The 21,610-nt window shown below is 35.3% G+C and carries 16 protein-coding genes; 11 read left to right on the plus strand and 5 right to left on the minus strand.

The features are described from left to right. Positions 1-3,144, plus strand: coding sequence for an AAA family ATPase (locus tag I580_RS01325; protein WP_010773118.1), 3,144 nt, complete (start codon positions 1-3; stop codon positions 3,142-3,144). A 20-nt stretch (positions 3,145-3,164) separates the two neighbouring features. After that, positions 3,165-6,362 carry a DEAD/DEAH box helicase gene (locus I580_RS01330; protein ID WP_010773117.1) on the plus strand — a complete coding sequence of 1,066 codons (3,198 nt, stop codon included), beginning with the start codon at positions 3,165-3,167 and terminating at the stop codon, positions 6,360-6,362. 232 nt (positions 6,363-6,594) lie between these two features. Here I580_RS01330 and I580_RS01335 read toward each other — a convergent pair whose 3' ends face one another. Both I580_RS01335 and I580_RS01345 read right to left on the minus strand, forming a co-directional pair. Next, the gene (locus I580_RS01335) at positions 6,595-7,305 is read right to left on the minus strand and encodes an HAD family hydrolase (RefSeq protein WP_010773115.1); all 711 of its coding nucleotides are present in this window, start codon (positions 7,303-7,305) and stop codon (positions 6,595-6,597) included. Positions 7,306-7,807: 502 nt separating this feature from the next. Further along, positions 7,808-8,155: a hypothetical protein gene (locus I580_RS01345; RefSeq protein ID WP_010773114.1), complete on the minus strand. Its 348-nt coding sequence runs from the start codon at positions 8,153-8,155 to the stop codon at positions 7,808-7,810. Positions 8,156-8,402: 247 nt separating this feature from the next. Here I580_RS01345 and I580_RS01350 point away from each other — a divergent pair, with 247 nt between their 5' ends. After that, positions 8,403-10,118 carry an ABC transporter ATP-binding protein gene (locus tag I580_RS01350; RefSeq protein ID WP_010773113.1) on the plus strand — a complete coding sequence of 572 codons (1,716 nt, stop codon included), beginning with the start codon at positions 8,403-8,405 and terminating at the stop codon, positions 10,116-10,118. 169 nt (positions 10,119-10,287) lie between these two features. Here the strand turns inward: I580_RS01350 and trpS are convergent, their stop codons facing one another. Further along, entirely contained in the window at positions 10,288-11,301 is a 1,014-nt protein-coding gene (trpS, locus tag I580_RS01355) for a tryptophan--tRNA ligase (RefSeq protein ID WP_010773112.1), read from the minus strand. Positions 11,302-11,664: 363 nt separating this feature from the next. Here trpS and spxA point away from each other — a divergent pair, with 363 nt between their 5' ends. From spxA to pepF, 4 genes are all read left to right on the plus strand, one after another. Beyond that, positions 11,665-12,063, plus strand: a complete 399-nt coding sequence (gene spxA, locus I580_RS01360) for a transcriptional regulator SpxA (protein WP_010760718.1) — start codon at positions 11,665-11,667, stop codon at positions 12,061-12,063. Between the two features lie 256 nt (positions 12,064-12,319). Beyond that, positions 12,320-12,970: an adaptor protein MecA gene (locus I580_RS01365; RefSeq protein WP_010773111.1), complete on the plus strand. Its 651-nt coding sequence runs from the start codon at positions 12,320-12,322 to the stop codon at positions 12,968-12,970. A gap of 96 nt (positions 12,971-13,066) precedes the next feature. Next, a complete protein-coding gene (locus I580_RS01370; protein WP_010773110.1) occupies positions 13,067-14,257 on the plus strand; it encodes a competence protein CoiA in 1,191 nt (396 codons plus the stop codon). 37 nt (positions 14,258-14,294) lie between these two features. Then, on the plus strand, positions 14,295-16,112 hold the full coding sequence (pepF, locus tag I580_RS01375) for an oligoendopeptidase F (RefSeq protein WP_010773109.1): 1,818 nt from the start codon (positions 14,295-14,297) through the stop codon (positions 16,110-16,112). A gap of 54 nt (positions 16,113-16,166) precedes the next feature. On the opposite strand, the gene I580_RS01380 is transcribed toward pepF, so the two are convergent. Both I580_RS01380 and I580_RS01385 read right to left on the minus strand, forming a co-directional pair. After that, the gene (locus tag I580_RS01380; RefSeq protein WP_010773108.1) at positions 16,167-16,817 is read right to left on the minus strand and encodes a ClpXP adapter SpxH family protein; all 651 of its coding nucleotides are present in this window, start codon (positions 16,815-16,817) and stop codon (positions 16,167-16,169) included. A 117-nt stretch (positions 16,818-16,934) separates the two neighbouring features. Continuing rightward, the gene (locus I580_RS01385; RefSeq protein ID WP_010773107.1) at positions 16,935-17,519 is read right to left on the minus strand and encodes a CYTH domain-containing protein; all 585 of its coding nucleotides are present in this window, start codon (positions 17,517-17,519) and stop codon (positions 16,935-16,937) included. Between the two features lie 195 nt (positions 17,520-17,714). Between I580_RS01385 and yjbM the strand changes: the two genes are divergently transcribed. The 4 genes from yjbM to mgtE are packed head-to-tail and all read left to right on the plus strand — an operon-like array spanning position 17,715 to position 21,485. Then, a complete protein-coding gene (yjbM, locus tag I580_RS01390) occupies positions 17,715-18,395 on the plus strand; it encodes a GTP diphosphokinase (protein WP_010773106.1) in 681 nt (226 codons plus the stop codon). Between the two features lie 10 nt (positions 18,396-18,405). Continuing rightward, positions 18,406-19,203: an NAD kinase gene (locus tag I580_RS01395; RefSeq protein ID WP_010773105.1), complete on the plus strand. Its 798-nt coding sequence runs from the start codon at positions 18,406-18,408 to the stop codon at positions 19,201-19,203. Positions 19,204-19,210: 7 nt separating this feature from the next. After that, positions 19,211-20,104: an RluA family pseudouridine synthase gene (locus I580_RS01400; protein WP_010773104.1), complete on the plus strand. Its 894-nt coding sequence runs from the start codon at positions 19,211-19,213 to the stop codon at positions 20,102-20,104. 19 nt (positions 20,105-20,123) lie between these two features. Continuing rightward, a complete protein-coding gene (gene mgtE / locus I580_RS01405; RefSeq protein ID WP_010773103.1) occupies positions 20,124-21,485 on the plus strand; it encodes a magnesium transporter in 1,362 nt (453 codons plus the stop codon). The last annotated feature ends 125 nt before the right edge of the window (positions 21,486-21,610 follow it).

Here is a 21,610-nt window from a genome sequence, read left to right on the forward strand (position 1 = left end):
TTGAAACCATTAACACTAACATTGAAAAATTTTGGCCCTTATATTGATGAAACAATTGATTTTAATATGTTTGAAGATTCATCCTTGTTTTTGATCAGTGGAAAAACAGGTTCTGGTAAAACAACGATTTTTGATGGAATGAGTTATGCTTTATTCGGAGAAAGTTCTGGAAAATTACGCCAAGGAAAAGAAATGCGCTCTACTTTTGCTGATCCATCGGAGCCAACAGAAGTTCATTTGGCCTTTTCTCATGGAGACTATTTTTATGATATTACGAGAAAACCTGAACAAGAGCTTTATAAAAAACGTGGAGACGGTACTCGGACGCAAAGTGCGAAAATTTCATTAATTGTGAAAGATCATTCTGGAAAAGAGTTGAGAGAATATACGAAGCGTCGAGAAGTGGATAGTTTTATTCAAGAATTATTGCATTTAGATGCGACTCAATTTGCCCAAATCGTTCTTTTACCGCAAGGAGAATTTCGAACGTTTTTAATTGCAAATAGTAATGATAAAGAAAAAGTTCTCCGTAACTTGTTTGGAACGCAATTGTATCAACTATTAAATGAACAACTAAAGTTACAATTAAAGACAGTCAATAAAGATATTGAAACAACACAACAAACGATTCAAGCAAAATTAGATCAATTGTACTGGCAAGAACCCTTGTTAGAAGAATTAGCTGTAGAACAGCAATTATCCGTATTAGAGCAGCAACAAGAAGCGATGATTAAACAACAAGAAGCAGAAGAATCAGAGCTATCTAGCTTGAAAAAACAAAAAGAGCAAAAAGAACAAGAGAGGTTTGCTGTAGAAGAACTAGCAAATGAATTTACAAAACAAAGTCAGCTTAAAAGGCAAAAAGAAGAACTTGATCAAGCTACTGAAATGATTGAAAAATTACGATATGAAGAGCAGCAACTTCAATGGGTGCAAAAGCATCAAGGAATGATTGAAAAAATCGATGAAAAAGTTAACTTGATTTCAACGTATGAACAAGAATTAAGAGCCAATCAAGCCAATCAAGAAACTCAGAATCAATTGATTCAGCAATTAAAACAAAAGCAAAAAGATAATCTGAATCAAGTTATTGAAGTAAATCAGGCTAAAGAACAAGTAACAAAATGGCAATTTGAAATCCCTTTGTATGAAGAAAAGGAAAAACTAGCCAATACACTCGAAAAAGATCAGTCAGAGTTATCGGTTTTAGAAGAACTACTTACAAAATCGAAAGAAAAACAAGCGAATGCTGAACAAGCATATCAAACTAAACTTGTTATCATCGAAGGGAGAGCACAGGTTGAAAAAGAACAATTAGAATTAGCACGTCATCAAGATCAATGGCAAACTTTTTTAGAGAACTGGAAAAAACAGCAAGATCTTGACGTTAAGAAAATGGCCGCAACAGATCAACTAGCTGTGAAAGAAGCAAGCCAAAAGCAAGCAGAGGTCAAGAAAGAAATACTCTATCAACAAGTTGCCCAACAAAAAAGTCAGTGGGCAAAGATGCAGATCAGTCGGTTAAGTTTATTTTTAGTTGAAGGTGAACCTTGTCCAGTCTGTGGTTCGATAGAACATCCAAATCAGAAAGAGCATCAAGAGTTTACATTGGAAGAAATTCAATCTATTGAAAATGAACTCAATGAAATTGAGCAAGCAGCTCAAAAGCAAGAAGCGGATGTTGCCAAATTACAAACGCAAGCAGCTCAATTGAGGCAGGATGAACAAGAATTACAGAAGGAATTAAACGCCCAAAATGGTAAAGTTAGTTCTTTGCTTGAACAGCTACAAGACAAACAAGTTGTCCTCATAAAAGCACCATTATCTCTAGATAAAATAGATCAAGTGACCGCTGATTTTAAACGCAAAACGGATAAACTCAATCTTAAGTTAAAACAAATCGAAGCCGCAAAAGATAGCATTATTGAACTAGAGAAAAACGTGGCGGAGCAGCAACTTCAAGTACTTGAACAAGAAAAAAATGTTAACCAAAAAAAGCAAGAGCAAGCTATAAATCAAACAAAATTAAAAACAATCTCAGAACAATTAAGTGACAAACAGTCTTCTTTAACTGAAATAATGGAGAAAAAACAACAACTTGAACAACAAATAGTCCAATGGGAAAGACAAAAACAGGAAATTGAAGAGCAACTTTCAAAGGCACAAGAGAATCAATTGCTACTCAAAAATAGTAAAGAACACCTCGCAAAAGAACAAGCTACAAATTTAACGGAAAAACAATCGTTAGAAAAACAGTTGACTGCAGCGTTAAAAGAATCACATGTTGAATTAGATGAAAAAATCGTACGGGTTCTTTTGAGAGAGGTCCCTAAATTGGATGCAATCAAAGATGAACTAACTGCTTTTGATAAGAAAAAAGATCAACTGACATTCCAATTGGTAGAACTAGAGAAAAAATTGGAAAATAAAACACAGCCGGAAATCACTGGTTTATTAGATGAAATTGAACAATTAAGTGTGACACTTCAAAAGAAGGAAGCCAATTACTATCAACAACAAGAAAAAATCCAAGCTAATGAAAAAATTCAACAACAAGTCAAAGAATTAATCGCTTCGATTGAACAACAATGGGAAGAAGTAACTGCTTTACATCAATTGGCTGCTACTGTTAATGGTGACAATCCCAGAAAAACCAGTCTTGAAAGATATGTCTTACAAACTTATTTAGAAGAAGTTTTGAAAGTTGCAAATCAACGTTTAGGTTTATTAACGAAGAATCGGTATCAATTTGAATTGAATCAGGATTCTGGAAGTTATAAAAATCAAACGGGACTTGAAATCAATGTGTATGATGATAATGCGGGAAGCTCGCGTAGCGCTCACACCTTATCTGGGGGAGAAAGTTTTATTGCTGCACTAGCTTTAGCATTGTCTCTGGCAGAAGTAATACAAGAACAGGCTGGTGGTGTGTTGATTGAAGCTCTATTTATCGATGAAGGATTTGGATCTTTAGATGAAGAAGCCTTGGAAATGGCAATGGAGGCATTGGAAACAATCGAAAACGAAGGAAGAATGATTGGCATCATCAGCCATGTAAGTGAGTTAAAAGCAAGAATTCCACAACAACTACAAATCAAAACGAATGGAAATGGTCAAAGTCTAGTGACCTATCAAATGGCTTAAATAGTCTAGGAGGTGAGAACATGAAGTGGAGTATCCCAGAACGAATCGTTGAGCGCGGTCGAGAGTATATGAAAGAAGGCAGAGTTTTGTCAGTCATTCAAGATTCGGATCGGAAAGTGTGGCATGCTGAAGTTTTAGGAAGTGAATTGTATCGTGTGCAATTAGACGGTACAGCCAAAGAAAATGATATCTGTGAATGCCCTTATTGGAAGGATCATGGCTACTGCAAACATACAGTAGCTGTTGAATTGTACCTGCGCCAAAAAGGAACTGCTCGAGTTATAAAAGCCGATCAGCCTGTTTCATTTGAAAAACGAACCTTGTCTATCTCAGAGATGTTTACTAAAGGTTTCGCCAAATTGAATCACTCAGAGGAAAAAATCAAAATTACCCCTCTTACAGTTGAATATATTGTAGATGTGATCGAAACAAATAGTTATTATCCAGAATTAGCAGTGTTAGGGATCTCATTGCGTTTGGGTTATCGAGGTGTGAAGCCTAAAACATATATTATTAAAAATATTGGGGAGTTTTTCCAAACTTTTCAAAAAGAAGGCACATTTTTGATTAACAAGCAGCATCATTTTGATCTAATGAAAGAAGCTTTTCCAATCGAAAGTCAAGAGCTGTTGGCACAATTAGCGGCGATTTATCAAACAAGCCAATTATTAGGTGCCAATGGACTTCAGGTCAAAGGGAAAATCGATAAACGATATCTTGTGTTACCGATCGATCAAGGACAGGCTTTACTTGAAAAAATGAGCAAAGTTCCTCATTTTCAGTTAAATGATGAAGGTAAAAAGTATCGACACTTGTCTTTTATAAAAGGAGATTTACCGATTTATTTTGATTTAAGTAAATTGGAAAGTAATCAGTATAGATTGAGGATCGATGACCAGTTGACCACCTTTTTGACTCATTACCAATGGGGGTTTAGTAATGAACAAGTATATATTTTTACGCAAGAGCAAGAAGCAATCTATACCACCTTGTTACAGTTATTAAAACGTGTGGAAAAACCGGAGATTCTATATGAAAAAGCTGAGTTATCTGATTTGTTTGGTTCAGTAATTCCCTTATTGAAAAAAATTGGGACAGTATCTGTTAGTCATGAAGTAGCCGACGAAGTGGTTTATCATCCTCTTGAAACGATTTTTATTTTTCGGAAAATTAAAGGCATGATCAAAGTACGTCTGGACTTTACTTATGGAGAGGTAGTCTTTTCAACGGATGAAGAACACTCAATTGCATCAAGGGATAACCAAGAAGTAGTGCGCGATAGTAAAAAGGAACAGGAAATCGTAGAGCAGTTCGCCGCTTTTGGTTATCAAAAAACAGCAGATGGTTATGAAAAAGCGTTACCTGTGGGCGAGCGTTTGTATTATTTTTTTAAAGCGGAAGTGCCAACATTTCGTCGTTTAGGGGAAGTTCGTATGGGTAAAAAATTGCGGGAACTTTACTTAGATGCAGCGCATCATCAACCAATGATCGAAGTTTCTGAATCGGATTCTTGGTTGGATGTTCGCTTTGATGTTACAGGGATTGCAGAACAAGAAATTGACGCAGTTTTGGCCAGTTTATTGCGTAATGATCGTTTTTATACGTTGGAAACTGGGGAAGTTCTATCGTTAGATTCTGAAGAGTTTCAACAGACCAGTGAAGTACTAACAATGCTGAGACAGAATATGAAAAATGTGCAGGGAACGATCCAGGTACCAAGAAATCAAGGGTTGATGATCGAAAACATGTTGGAAAATAATAGTCAAGCGCATTTTTCAGATTCTTTTAAAGTAATGGTTTCAAATTTGACGCATCCAGAAAACTTTGCAGTAACACTGCCTGAAAAAATTCAAGCAACACTTAGGTCTTACCAAATCGATGGATTTAAATGGCTAAAAATGCTTAGTTATTATCAATTTGGTGGGATTTTAGCGGATGAAATGGGCTTAGGGAAGACGTTACAAACGATTACCTATTTATTGTCTGAAAAAGAAGAACAAAAGCAAAAAGGAGCCGCTTTGATTGTAGCACCTGCTAGTCTGATCTATAATTGGGCAGCAGAGATTAAAAAATTTGCACCTGATTTACAAGCTGAAGTTGTTGCTGGTAATAAAGCGGAGCGTGAAAGACTGGCTAATCAACCTGATTTAGATGTTGTGATTACCTCATATGCGAGTTTAAGGCAAGATATTGAGATGTACCAAGCGTTGAATTTAGGATACTTGATTTTAGATGAGGCTCAAATGGTGAAAAATAGTGGGACAAAAACAGCTCAAGCGTTGAAAAGTTTAACAGTACCTCAACGATTTGCATTAAGTGGAACCCCTATTGAGAATAATATTGATGAATTATGGTCGATCTTCCAAATGATTTTACCAGGACTATTTCCGTCTAAAACATTGTTTAGATCGATGAAACCAGAAGAAATTGCTAAAATGATTCAGCCGTTTATTCTAAGAAGAGATAAGAAAACGGTTCTGGCTGATTTACCAGATAAGATCGAAAGTAATCTATACAGTGTATTAACGGAAGAACAAAAAACAGTTTACTTGGCTTATCTGAAACAAATGCAAGAAGATGTCAGTCAAATGGATCAAGACACCTTCAAGAAAAACCGTTTAAGCATTTTAGCTGGTTTAACTCGTTTACGTCAAATTTGCTGTGATCCTCGTTTGTTTATCGACGATTACACAGGTGGTTCCGGTAAATTAGAACAAGTCAAAGACTTATTGGTAGCAGCTAAAGAAAACAATCGGCGTGTATTACTTTTTTCACAGTTTACGAGTATGTTATCCATTATTGAAAGTGAATTATCTGAGCTAGGCCTAACGACATTTTATTTACGTGGAAGTACGAAACCGAAAGAACGAATGGAAATGGCAGATGCGTTCAACGCTGGTGAGAAGGATGTCTTTTTGATCTCGTTGAAAGCTGGAGGAACTGGATTAAACTTAACCGGAGCGGATACCGTGATTCTGTATGACTTATGGTGGAATCCAGCAGTAGAAGAGCAAGCTGCTGGACGAGCACACCGTATTGGACAAAAAAACGTTGTTGAAGTTTGGCGAATGATTGCAGAAGGAACAGTTGAAGAAAAAATGGATTCCTTACAGCAAGAAAAACGTGAGTTATTCCAGAAAGTGATTCAAGGAAATGAAGAACAACTAGCTAAAATGACAGAAGATGATATTCGGACGATTTTGAGTATTGGTGAATAAAAAACGAGGATGGGACAGAAGCGTTTAATCCCGAGAACTAAGTAGGTACTGTACAACAATGTTTATCTGCGACGAGCCTTTAGCGAGAAAGCATCAACTCATTCCTCGTTGTGTTTTACAGCAATTTCAGTTTATTTCCGAGGGGATTGATTCTGCTTTTACCGTTTATTCGCATTTAGGGTGTGAAACAAAAGTGATTTTTACTTTTGTTCCACACCCATTTTTTTGTTTATTATGAAAATAGTGATTGAATTGTCGGGAATAAATCCTCAAATGAAGTGACTTCTTTAATGTGGTAGGGTTTTTCGCCAACTGGCATTTCTCGTAAACGATGATTGAACCACAAAGATTTCCAGCCACCATTTTTTGCGCCAGCAATATCATTTTCAAAACTATCTCCAACATACAACGTGTGTTCACACTCCATGTTGAACTCTTTTGCAGCAAGGTCAAAAATTTCTCTTTCAGGTTTTTGAAAACCAGTACTTTGGGAAATAATGATATTATCAGTAGGAACCCAATTTTCCAATTGAAGTTGTTTTACCTTTTTGAATTGATGATCTGTTGGACCATTTGTGATGATTCCCATCGGAATATTTTTTTCTTTCAAGAAATCAAATACTTTTTTTACTTCTGGATGCATCACAATATTATCCAATTCATCTTCGTAGGTTTTTTGAAAAGTTAGACCGTCAGTTTGTGAAACGGCTGGATAACTTAGATCTTTTAACGACTCATTGATGCGATAAAAGCGCATAAATTCTAGTGTCCATTCACCAGACATGACTTTCGGAAAGGTTTCGTCGCTATGGAATCGAAAACGAATATACAGCGCATGCATATCTTCTCCTTTTACACAAGGAAAGACCGATTTGATTGCATTTCTAAACGGTTGTTGCTGGTCATAAATTGTATCATCCACATCAAAAACAATGGTTTTCATTTAAAAAGTTACACCCCTTATAAATTTTCAGAAAAATTTTCCAAATCCTTTTTCATTGTAGCGAACTTTTTCACAAAAGAACAGAAAGAATTTTTTAATTTAGATGAGAATGTCGATGAAAATAAACTACTAAAAGAAGAGTTTCAGATAATGCAAGCTACAAAAAAGCACTTTCTCGATCAGAAAGTGAATAAAAAAACATATTTTGTCTATTGATTCTTCAAAAAAGTATTATCGAAAGTAGTTTTTTGAAGTGGTGGAAAAACTCTACATTTAGTATAATAAAAACAGAAACACCGATCAGGCCTATCTTCCCCAAGACATAAGCAACTCATCGGTGTTTTTTATGATGTACATGTATATGTCTAATTTAACAAATTGCTTGCTACTTTTCAAGTTATTAACATAACAGCGATCAGCGCCTTTCAAAATGTATAAAAAACTGGAGAGAATGTCTTCTCTCCAGTTTATGAATTCATTGATCACGAACTGTTGCTCTTGTTTATTTCCTTTTTTTCGTATCCCCAATAACGAAAGTCGCTCCAAATATAATCGATAATACAGACCAAATATATAGGTCTCCATAACCACCTGCGAGCAAGAAAGCGATGATTCCCCCTGCAATATAAAATCCAGCAGCGACAAAACCGCCATTACCAGTTGTATTTCTAGTTGCAATCGCAATAATTCCAGCCACTAATAGGCAGATAGCTAGTAACATTCCAGCACTTCCACCAGCTTCGCCATTGTTTTGCATGCTGTTTGCTAATCCTGCAACACAGGATTGAAATAAGACTAATAATGAGAGAATAATACTGATAATGCCAATCACTAATTTTGTTGTTTTCAATTTAACACTCCTTATAAACTTAAATAGGGTATACAACTCTATCTATAATATAGGTAAAAGAAATTTTTTTCAATATGAATTTTGGTTATTTATTATTCTATTTTGAATTATTTTTGACCTAAAGTGAATAGAACTATTTTTTGTCAAATGGGTTTACCAACATAGTGTTAATTTAACTCTTTCAAACTTTGCATACAAGTCTTTCTTTGCGTATAATAGTGGTAGTGTCAAAAGAAAGAGGGAGATTATGTTAAAACGATTTTTTAGTTATTATCGACCATACAAGCACTTATTTATTTTAGATTTCGGTTGTGCTGTTTTAGCAGGTTTACTGGAATTATCATTTCCAGTGGTAGTAAATCAAGTCATTGATAAAATCATGCCCAAGGGGAATTTCCGATTAATTGCATTAGCCTGTGCAGGGTTGCTTTTATTTTATATACTAAATACTATTTTGCAGTATATTGTGGTCTTTTTTGGTCATAAATTGGGTGTAAATATTGAAACAGATATGCGTCGGGAATTATACGGACACTTGCAGACGCAGCCATTTGAATATTATGATAATCAAAAGACGGGGAAATTGATGAGCCGATTGACAACGGATTTGTTTGAAATCTCAGAGGTTGCTCACCATGGACCAGAAGATGTTTTTATTACGGTTATGACGTTAGTCGGATCTTTTTATTTGATGCTTAGAATCCATGTACAACTAGCTTTGGCTACGTTTATTGTTTTGCCATTCATTACAATTGCCTTGGTCTTTTTCAATAAAAAGATGACAAAAGTCAATACTAAGATTTATGATAATCTCGGTGACTTTAACGCAGGTGTTGAGGCATCAGTTAGCGGAATTCGGGTGACTCAATCTTTTGCCAATGAGCCTTTTGAGCGTCGCCGTTTTGAAGGATTGAATCAAGCGTATCGCCAATCAAAAATCACCTTTTATAAAGTAATGGGGATTAGTTCAGCTTATAATTACTTTTTAATTCGTTTGATTAACTTGTTTACACTGATCTTTGGAGCCTATTACACAATCAAAGGCGAGATTACTGATGGGCAATTTGTCGGATTTATTCTATTATCCAACGTTTTTGTTCGTCCAATCGAAAAAGTCAATAATATGATTGAAAGTTATCCGAAGGGGATTGCTGGTTTTAAACGATTTACTGAAGAAATCGATAAGAAGCCAACTATTCAAGACAAACCAGATGCAGTTTCAATTGATCATTTACATGGAGATATTATTTATGATGATGTTTCATTTTCATATGCAGATTCTACAAAAGTGTTAAATCATATCAATTTGCAGATTGTCCCGGGCGAAACAGTCGCTTTTGTCGGGCAAAGTGGTTCAGGAAAAACGACACTGTGTAACTTATTACCACGCTTTTATGAAGTAACTGAAGGGAAAATCACAATTGATGGTATCGATGTTCAAGATATGACACTGGCTTCTTTGAGAAGCCAAATTGGAATCGTCCAACAAGATGTTTTCTTATTTCCAGGAACAATTCGAGAGAATATTGCATATGGAAAACTTGATGCAACTGAAGAAGAAATCCAAAAGGCAGTTCGATTAGCTCATTTAGAAAAAGTAGTTGATCAACTGTCGGAAGGATTAGATACAATGATCGGGGAGCGTGGGGTTAAACTATCTGGTGGTCAAAAACAACGGGTAGCGATTGCACGGATGTTCTTAAAAAATCCACCGATTTTGATTCTGGACGAGGCAACTTCTGCCTTAGATACGGAAACTGAACAAGTAATTCAAGAATCCTTGAATTCATTAGCTGAAGGTAGGACAACCTTGATTATTGCTCATCGCTTAGCAACAATCAAACATGCGACAAGAATCATCGTTGTGAGCGATCAAGGGATCTTGGAAGAAGGAACACATAAAGAACTACTTGAAAAAGGTGGACATTACCGTCGCCTACATGATGCACAATTTAGAGAGTAAAAAGAGTTATGATAGAAGTCTTTAGCCCTGAAAAATAAGAAAAACTTACGAAAATTGTTGTAAATTTTCGCTTATTTCCGAGGGAGCTACTTCTGTTTCTGCTATTTATTCAGGTTCAAAGAGAGTGAGGTATAACGATTTAAGTTATACCTCGCTCTCTTTTATCTTATTATCTTTTCCGTGGTTTTCTACCTAAACCAATGGCATTTTTCATACGTTGTAAAGTCTTATTTGCAACAAGACGCGCTTGGTCTGCACCTTTATCAAGGATATCATCTAATTCATCTGAGGCTAATAGTTCATGATACCGCTCTTGAATCGGGGCAAGTAATGCAACAACTGCTTCTGCTAAATCCGTTTTAAATTCACCATACCCTTTTCCAGTATAGTCTGCGACTAATTCTTCAACTGGACGACCTGTTGAAGCAGAGAAAATGCTTAAGAGATTGGAGATACCTGGCTTATTCACTGGATCGTATTCGATGATACCAGTTGAATCAGTTACCGCCGATTTGATTTTTTTGCGGATGATAGCTGGTTCATCTAACATAGAGATAAACCCTTTACTGTTTGTATCTGATTTACTCATTTTTTTGGTAGGATCTTGTAAGCTCATCACACGTCCGCCTTGTTCAGCGATTTTAACTTCTGGAAGAACCAAAACTTCTTGATTCGCTTGACCATATCGTTTATTGAAACGTTCCACAAAATCTCGTGTTAATTCTAAATGTTGTTTTTGATCATCGCCAACAGGTACAAGGTTAGCATTGTATAAAACAATATCTCCGACCATTAGCGGCGGATAAGTTAACAACCCAGCGCTAACACCAGTCCGACCATTTTTTTGCGATTTATCTTTAAATTGAGTCATGCGTTCTAATTCGCCAATCGTTGTGTTACATTGAATGATCCACGCAGCTTCAGCATGAGCAGAAACCTCAGATTGGATGAAAATCGTTGCTTTCTCAGGATCAAGTCCTACAGCTAGATACAAAGCTGCTAGACTACGTGTCTGTTGTCGTAATTTTAAAGGGTCTTGAGGGACTGTTATAGCATGTTCATCTACAATACAAAAATAACAGCTATAGTGATTTTGTAAATCAATAAATTGTTTCATTGCACCAATATAGTTTCCTATAGTTGGTGTTCCACTTGGCTGAATGCCAGAAAATATTGTTTCCATAAAGTAACCACCTTAATCAATTAATAAAAAGTCATTGATATCATTATACAGCTAAAAGTAAAAAAAAACAGGATTCCACGAAAAAAATAAAATGTCAGAATTTTTAGACTAGAACAGTTATAATAGCTCAACAAAGCTGTATCATTTTTTCTTGGTATGAAAACGTTATAATTTTATATTGAAAAAATAGTTATCTTTATTTCAATATTTAAAAAAACACGTAAAATAACGAAAAACTATGATTTTTTTTGGAAAAAGAGCTAGTATTTTTATTAGAAGTTGGGTATACTTACATTAAATAGGAAAACAGTTCGATTTCCTGTTTCAAAATAGTGATGAAAATCACAAAAAGGAGTGATGCACATGTTGACACTTTATACTTCCCCAAGTTGTACGTCTTGCCGTAAGGCTCGTGCGTGGTTGCAAGAACACGAAATTCCATTCAAGGAAAGAAATATTTTTTCAGAACCATTGAATATTTCTGAACTGAAAGCAATTTTGCGAATGACAGAAGATGGAACAGAGGAGATTATCTCCACTCGTTCTAAGGTTTTCCAAAAACTTAATATGGATTTGGATGAACTTCCGTTGCAGGACTTGCTAGAGTTAGTAAAAGAGAATCCTGGATTGTTGCGTCGACCAATAATGATTGATGAAAAAAGATTACAAGTTGGTTTTAATGAGGATGAAATTCGACGTTTCTTGCCAAGAGGAGTTAGGCAGTTGGAATTACGTCAAGCGCAATTGATGGCAGGTTTATAAAATGTACAGGAGAACCTTTGTCCTTGTGACAGAGGTTTTCTTTTTCTATATGTTTTTACATAGTAACTGATTTATTTACTTTTTATAACTAGTTGTAAAAAAAATGAATATACGTTTATAGAACAAGAGTTAAGGAATATACTAAGACAAGAGTTTATTTAGGAATATTATTACTTTTCCCTTTACATTTGGCGTGATTCCGCTACAATGTACGTAAGAATAAGTTTCCTGATTAGCAAAAGTGAGGTGTAGCGACATGGAAATGGAACATATCAATGAAAATACCATACGTGTGTTGATTGGCAATGAAGATCTAGCCGATAGAGGAATAACTTTTTTAGACCTATTAGGCAACCACAAAGAAGTAGAGAATTTTTTCTACAGTATTTTAGAAGAGGTTGATGTGGAAGACGAATTTCAAGGCAGTGAAGCTGTTACCTTTCAGGTTCTGCCAAAAAGTGATGGGTTAGAACTATTTATTAGTAAGAATGCATCAATCGATGAAGTTTCTAATTTTGAAGGCTTTAGCGATTTAAATTCAGAAGAAGTTAGTAATATAATTCGTAAACAAATAGAAGAGGATTTTGCTGATGAAACGCAAGAATTTGCTGATAATACAGTAAAAAATTTAGTGTTTGAGCTTAATGATTTTGATACAATGATCCAATTAGCAAATGAAGTTTTCTTGCAGTCTGTGATAGCGAATTTATATACATTTAAAGGGACATATTATCTCCAAACTATTTTCTTATTAGATGAATTGGGAAAAAATGATGTAGAAAATGAAGTGGCACAATTATTAGAATATGCAAATCTATCTGCTGTTACACCTGAGGCCTTGAATGAATATGGCACTTGTATTATGGAACGTAATGCGTTAGAACTAACAAGATACTATTTTGAATAAACTAAAAAGACTGAGACAAAACGAGTACCGTTTTGTCTCAGTCTTTTTGATGATAACTCTTTTTTCTCGCGTACCTTAATATAAGAGGTGAGACCTATGTTGAATGCATATTCAAAAAATAAAAAAATCATAACACTCTTGAATTTATCTAGAGAGGAAATCGAACAATTAAAATCTGAAAGTTATTTTTGTCCAGCTTGTGGTCATCCAGTTCAAATAAAGAACGGCAAAGTAAAAGTACCGCATTTTTCTCATTATAAAAAAAGTACCTGCAGTCTTTATTCTGAAGGCGAAACAGTTGAGCATTTAAGCTTAAAAAAAATGTTTGCTAATTGGTGTGAAGAGGAAGGCATCTCTTATGAACTAGAAAAATATTTACCAGCTTTAAATCAACGACCGGATCTTCTGATCGGAAATATAGCTGTGGAAATTCAATGTAGTGCTCTAAGTATTACACGATTAGTAGAGCGAACCAATACTTATCAAAAAAATGGTTATACGCCACTCTGGATCTGCGGGAAGAAGCTAGTTGCCAGCCATCAGATTTTAAATGAATTAGCTAAAAATTTATGTTATTATTCAGAAAACTTAGGTTTTTATTTGTGGACAGCAGACTGGGAACAAGCAGAATTAGCGTTGTATTTTCATATTGAAGAAGATTGGAAAAAAAGACCGTATGCATCAAAGAAAGCATGGACTTTTTATAGCGAACCACTAATGAAAATCTTACATTTTCCGAGCCAAGGGAATATCCATGTTCGACGTAAATATAAAATGGGCAATTTAATACAAGATTATTATACAGACTTAAATAGAAAATTATATAGAAGAGATAAGAAGATTCGTTTAGTTCAATCAACATTATATAACAAACGTTTTCATTTGATTCAATTACCAAATTGGTTTTATTTTCCAGGTCTTCATATTTTCTGCTGCAGAGGGTCAGATTTATTGCTGAAAGTTCAAATTTGGAAATTGGTACAGTTTTTTGATCAGAATGTTATTAGCCATTTGGAGATCATTCAAGCTTTTGAAAACGAGATAGAAGAATCAAGAGGATTGTTTTATGAATTGCCAAATATTCCGTTTCAGGTAATTAAAATCTATTGTCTAAACCGATTACTGGATGATCTGATCAAATGCAACCATTTAGTGAAAGTTCAAACAGGTTGGAAATTCGACCTGGGTAATCCAGACCAAAGTGTTCCAGCTATCATAGAATGGTTGAAAAGAATTGAAAATAAGTGTTTAATCACTGCTACTCCTTTTAAAAATATGATAAGATAAGTTTGTTGTAAGAATAATACGAAAAGGGGTAGATGGAATGAGTGAAGCAAAGCAATTGCCAGAACGTTCAAGTTTGCCAATCGAGAAAACATGGGACTTAACGAAAATATTTAAAGATGATCAAGCTTTTGATGAGGCGTTTCAAGGATTGGCTAACGAGTTGAAAGAAGTTGAACAATTTAAGGGCACTTTAGATAAAGGTAGCGATGCATTTCTAGGAAGCATTGAAATGCTATTAGCTATTTATCGTAAAGTAGAAGTTATTTATGTATACGCTCATTTAAAAAATGACCAAGATACAACCAATACAACGTATCAAGCAATCTATGCTAGAGCAAGTTCTCTATTAGCTCAGGCAAGCGAAGCTGTTGCGTGGTTCGAACCAGAAGTTTTATCGTTGAATGATGAAAAAATTTGGCGTTATTTTGATGAGAATCCTAAATTGGAAATCTATCGTCATTTTGTTGAAAATATCTTAAGTGATCGTCCGCATATACTATCTGCGGATCAGGAAGCACTCTTAGCAGGTGCTGGTGAAATTTTTGAAGCATCAAGTAATACATTTTCAATTTTGAATAATGCTGATTTAAAGTTTCCTATTATCGAAAATGAGAATGGCGAAAAAATCCAATTAACCCATGGTGTCTATGGACAATTGATGGAAAATACGCATAGAAGTGTGCGTGAAGAAGCTTTTAAAGCACTTTATAGTGTTTATGAACAATTTAAAAATACGTTTGCACAAACATTAAGTTCACATGTTAAAGCACACAATTACAAAGCAAAAATTCGTAACTATTCTTCTGCAAGGGAAGCTGCCTTGAGTAATAATCATATCCCAGAACAAGTGTACGATACATTGTTAGATGTAGTGAACAAGAATTTACGGTTGCTTCATCGCTATGTGTCCTTGCGTAAACAATTGTTGAAAGTAGAAGAGCTTCATATGTATGATATGTATACGCCTATTTTAGGAGAAGCTTCGATCAAGTATTCGTACGATGAAGCAAAAGAAAAAGCATTGGCAGCATTGAAACCAATGGGAAATGAATATTTAAAAGTTGTAGAATCTGCTTTCAATGATCGATGGATTGATGTTGTTGAAAATAAAGGAAAACGTAGTGGAGCCTATTCATCAGGTGCTTACGATACAGTACCGTATATCCTAATGAATTGGCATGATAGTTTGGATCAATTGTATACGCTAGTTCATGAAATGGGTCATAGTGTTCATAGTTATTTTACTCGAAGTAATCAACCTTATGTTTATGGAGATTATTCAATTTTTCTAGCAGAAATAGCTTCTACGACAAATGAAAACCTTTTAACTGAATTTTTATTAGAAACAGAAACAGATCCTCGGATTCGGGCGTATGTTTTGAATCATTATTTGGATGGTTTCAAAGGAACCATTTTCCGCCAAACACAATTTGCAGAATTTGAACATTTCATCCATACGGAAGATGCTAAAGGAACACCTCTAACTAGTGAGTATTTGGGTGAATACTATGAAAACTTGAATCACAAGTATTATGGTCCTGACGTGAATAAAGATCCAGAAATTTCTTTAGAATGGTCTCGAATTCCACATTTTTATTATAATTATTATGTATATCAGTATGCTACTGGTTTTTCGGCAGCATCAGCACTAGCAAATAAAATTTTAGCTAATGAACCACAGGCTTTAGAAAACTATTTAACGTATCTGAAATCGGGTAGCAGTGATTATCCAATAGAAGTGATGAAAAAAGCTGGAGTAGATATGACAAAACCAGAATATATCGAAGATGCAATGACTGTTTTTGAAGCAAGACTAAATGAACTGGAACAACTTATAGAATCTATAGACCAATAAAAAAGAACGCTCAGATTTCTCAACGAAGAGGAATTCTGAGCGTTCTTTTTTTAATTAAAGTAAATGCAAATGACCATGAGGCACTCGGGAATCTTCATAATGATTTAATTCGAACTTTTCATGAAAATACTGTAGAGTATCTTCTGACGTTTCGCAAAGTCGTTTGATTTCATCCATTGAATCACAATCTTCCACAAGTACGCCAAAGTCACGATCACACGTATAATTGTAAACTACTGCAGACGGGTGCTTTACAATACCCATTTCACGAGCAATTTGTTGATCTGTTTGAAAAGATTCTTTTACAAATTCAGATTGGCGATCCGCTTTGAACATGTCTAAATCGCCTCCAGCTTCTACTACTAGCTTTTCAGCTAGCTCTGAAGAGTAAGGAATGTTATCTACTGCTACAGCTTGTTGCAAACCAAGAAGTAAATGACGTCCTTTTTTCTTACCTTGTAATTGTGCGGCTTTATAATCTAATGCAGCTGAATAAATATCTTCAAACAATTGATTACGTTGTTCGATATCATGTGTTGGAATTTCAAACAACTTTATAAGATGGTTTATGGTCTGCATATTAACGAGTGGAATGAAACGAAATTGAATTTTTTTATTCTCAGTTTCAACCAATTTTAAAATATCCTTTTCTACGTTGAGACAAATGCCCCCCAAAGGATTAACGAACAGATAGATTTCAATCATTCATACTTCCTCCAATTTGACTCTTTTGCGACTAGACATCATTTCTCAACTAAGTGTTCCTAATTTATCAGAAAAACGAAGAAAAATGAAATGATATGTTTTCACTATTATAACTTCTTAATCTTTGTCTTTTGAGCTCAACATCATGCGCTGAATTTTGTTTGGTGACGGGGATTCTTTGATTTTCAAAGTATCCAATAAGGCAAGAAAATCTTTCTTACCATCAGTTGCGTCATCTACTTCTAATTCCAACTCAAAATCATGTTGCTCGTTGTACCAACTTTCATCTAGTGCGAGTAAACCTTGGGGAAGTTTTATTTCTGCTCGTTTAGTTGTTAAGCTGCCGATTAAACGTAAATCATTTTTGTCGATTCCTAAATCCTTTAACTTATTGTAAACATTCCCAAAATCTGGGAGTGAAGCCGATTCAATGATCATATTTGCATCTTGAATAGAGAGCATATCATTGATTTCCAACAAGCCAACTTTTTCAGGAACTTTCAAAGTGATTTCTGCATTATTTGATAGTACACGAACTCTCAGACCCATATGTCTTTTCTTTAATTGAAAATCAACTGAGTCAAAATAATAATTGATTTGTGTGAAAAATTGTTCTTCTTTTAACTGAAAGTAGTCAACGGTACGTGAGAATTCTTCTCTAGATAATAATGTTTTAAATTCTATTTCTAAATTTTCGCTCACGTGTTTTTGACCCACCTTCTTTAATTTAATTCAATTTTTGCATACTTTCCCTATTTACGTCAAGAAAAGTGAACTAGAAGTTAAAAAGTTTCCTATTGTTGAAAAAATTTATACAATTTATCAAATTGCCCTATTTTTCTCTTCTCTGTGGTAAAATAAGCTGTGAATCAAATTCAAAGAAATTGAGGGATTAGGATGGAGAAAGAGTGGGAGCTTTTTCTGGCACCGTATGAACAGGCTGTTGGAGAAATGAAAGTTAAGCTGCGCGGCATCCGCAAGCAGTTTCGAGAGCAAAATAAACATACACCTATTGAGTTTGTTACAGGGCGAGTGAAGCCTGTTGATAGTATTTTGACGAAAGCTACGTTACGTAATATTTCTGTCGATCGTTTAGAAGAAGAAATGCAGGATATTGCAGGTCTTAGAATCATGTGCCAATTTGTTGAAGACATCCGTCAAGTCGTGGACATTATCCGTAATCGAAAGGATTTACAGATTATTCAAGAACGCGACTATATCACGAATAAAAAAGAGAGCGGTTATCGTTCTTATCATTTAGTGATTGAGTATCCAGTTCAATTGATTACGGGGGAGAAAAAGATTCTAGCTGAAATTCAAATTCGCACCTTAGCAATGAATTTTTGGGCTACGATCGAACATTCATTAAACTATAAATATCAAGGGGCATTTCCAGAAGAAATGAAAGAACGATTGCAACGGGCCGCTGAAGCCGCGTATCAATTGGATGAAGAAATGTCCACGATTCGCGAAGAAATCCAAGAAGCTCAACATTTGTTCTCTCATGGTCGAGGAAAATCAAAAGATGATTACTATCAAAGGTTTTCCGATAAACAAGTTGAACTAGATAAAGAATAGGAGGAGGAATATGAAAGTAGCAATTGTGCATAATCATGAACACAAATCAAGTGAAGTTACCCGTCATTTACTCCTACTTTTGAAAAAAAATAATATTGAAATCGACGACCATCGACCGGACCTTGTGATTTCTGTTGGTGGAGATGGCACGCTATTGTCTGCGTTTCATCGCTTTAGCCATCGACTGGATGATGTCAGTTTTTTAGGAGTGCATACAGGTCATTTAGGTTTTTATACAGATTGGCGAGACTATGAGCTAGAAGAATTAGTTCAAAGCCTATTAGTTCATCAAGAAAAAAGCATTAGTTATCCTTTGCTTGATGTGAAAATCAGTTTTCATGGAAATAAACCAGAGAAGCATTTTTTAGCACTGAATGAATCAACGATTAAACGAGCCAATCGAACGATGGTTGCAGATGTACTAATCAAAGATGAACTGTTTGAAAAGTTTCGAGGAGATGGCTTGTCTGTTTCCACACCTACAGGATCAACTGCTTATAACAAGAGTATTGGTGGGGCAGTGTTACATCCTAGTATCAACGCTTTTCAGTTAGCAGAAATTGCTTCATTGAATAATCGTGTTTTCCGAACATTGGGCTCACCGATCGTGATTGCTCATACTGAATGGTTGGAAATCAAGCTACAGGAAAGTAACGATTATTTGATTACGGTTGATCAATTAGATATTTATCAGGATGATATCAAATCGATTTACTATCGTATTGCGGATGAGCGGATTCATTTTGCATCATATCGACATATGCATTTTTGGCATCGAGTAAAAGATGCCTTTATTAGTGAGGATTAATACATTAATGGAATTTAGTTGGACAGTTGAAAAGAAAGAAGCACAACAAGTAAAAGCATTTTTAAAAGAGCGGGGAATTTCCAAAGGACTATTAGCTAAAATCAAATTTCAAGGTGGGAAAATCGAGGTTAATCAGTCCGTTGAAAATGTGTTATATCAGTTATCTTTGGGCGATCAGGTCAAGATCACGATTCCCGATGAAAAAGAACATGAAACGTTACTGATAGATGATGCACCTATCGATATTGTTTTTGAAGATGAACATTATTTAGTGGTTAATAAACCAGCAGGGATTGCATCGATTCCAGCTCAATATCATCCTAATGGGACTATGGCCAATCGGGTCAAAGCGTATTTTAAAGCCCAAAACTATCAGGATCAGGTCATCCATGTGGTAACCCGTTTAGATCGTGATACGACAGGCTTGATGTTGTTTGCAAAACATGGTTTTGCTCATGCGATGCTTGATCAAGAACTACGCAAAAAAGCGGTAGTCAAAATTTATCAAGCATTAGTTGGTGGCAATGTGTCCTGCTTAAAAGAGCATGAAACAATAACACTGCCAATTGGTCGGGATTTAACGTCTATCTTAAAAAGAAAAACAGTTGAGGGTGGACAACAGGCGGAAACAGAATATTGGTTGATGAAACGAAAAAAGGATGAAGCATTAGTAAATATTCAGTTGCATACAGGAAGAACCCATCAAATTAGAGTCCATTTTGAAGCAATTGGATGTCCTTTGTTGGGAGATGACATGTATGGTGGTAAAATGGATAGTGGGATCGATCGTCAAGCGCTACACTGTTGTCAATTAAGTTTTATCCATCCGTTTACGCAACAACACTTGAAATTGACTTCTCCTTTAGCAGAAGATATGAAAAAGATTGTAGATCGACTTTAGAGTGAAAGGAGTGGTTTGGGTGAATGAAGGACAAGAAATGGAAGATCATTTTTCTTTGCTGTTAGAAAAATTGAAAGACCAACAAATGACTGAATTTCGGGAATTGTTTTTAGCACTCCACATATATGAGCAGGGACAATTTTATCAATCGATTGATGTAACAGATAGAAAGCAAGTTTATAGTTATTTATCACCAAAAGAATTAGCAGATATGTTTGACGTTATTGAAGAAGATAATGAAAATATGAAAGATTATATCGCTGAGATGCGCCCAAGCTACGCTGCTGAAATGTTATCTGAAATGTATACGGATAATGCAGTAGATTTATTGAACATGTTGGATAAAAGCCAAAAGGCAAAATATCTAAGCTTGATGAGTACAGAAGATGCTGGTGAGATCAAAGAGTTATTGCATTACGAAGATGATACAGCAGGATCGATCATGACGACCGAATTTGTTTCTATCGTTGCAAATCAAACTGTTCGTTCTGCAATGTATGTATTGAAAAATCAGGCAGATGTGGCTGAAACGATTTATTATGTTTATGTAGTCGACCAGGAAAATCATTTAGTCGGAGTTATTTCTTTGCGTGATTTGATTGTAAATGATGATGATACGATGATTGCTGATGTACTAAGTGAACGGGTAATTTCAGTTCATGTTGGTGATGACCAAGAAGATGTAGCACAAACGATTCGAGATTATGACTTCCTTGCGCTACCAGTCACAGATTATGATGATCATCTTTTAGGGATTGTGACAGTTGATGATATTATTGATGTCATTGATGATGAAGCGGCAAGTGATTACTCTGGTTTGGCCGGGGTCAATGTTGAAGAAGTCAGTGAAAATCCATTCAAGGCAGCCTCAAAACGTTTGCCTTGGCTCATTACATTATTGTTTTTGGGGATGTCGACTGCCACATTAATCAGCCATTATGAAGAGTTAGTAAGTGAAGCAAGTATTTTAGCTGTCTTTATCTCACTGATTACGGGAACTGCTGGTAACGCAGGTACACAGTCTTTAGCGGTCGCAGTTAGAAGGCTAGCTGTATCAGATGAAAAAGATAATAATTTTGGCCGTTTGATTATTAGTGAAGTGTTAACTGGGCTTGTGACTGGGGCTGTGACAGGCATAGCAATTTTTATTGTCGTAGGGATTTGGCAACATAATTTTCCATTAGGATTTGTGATTGGAATGGCCATGCTATGTGCTATTACAGTAGCGAATTTAGCTGGGAGTTTAATTCCCATGTTGATGGATAAATTAGGCTTTGATCCAGCTGTTGCTAGTGGACCATTTATCACGACGTTAAGTGATTTAACCAGTGTATTGATTTATTTTAATATTGCCAGTCTTTTTATGCAGTATTTTGTGTGAGGTTAAATGTAAGAATAGGTTATCAGCATTTATTCAGATTATCGAAGAGTAAAGCAAAGCGAGTAAAGTACTTTGTTTTACTCTTTTTTTATGGAATTGAGGGAAAATATAAAAGATATTTGACA

The organism is Enterococcus caccae ATCC BAA-1240 (assembly GCF_000407145.1).
GTDB lineage: Bacteria > Bacillota > Bacilli > Lactobacillales > Enterococcaceae > Enterococcus_L > Enterococcus_L caccae.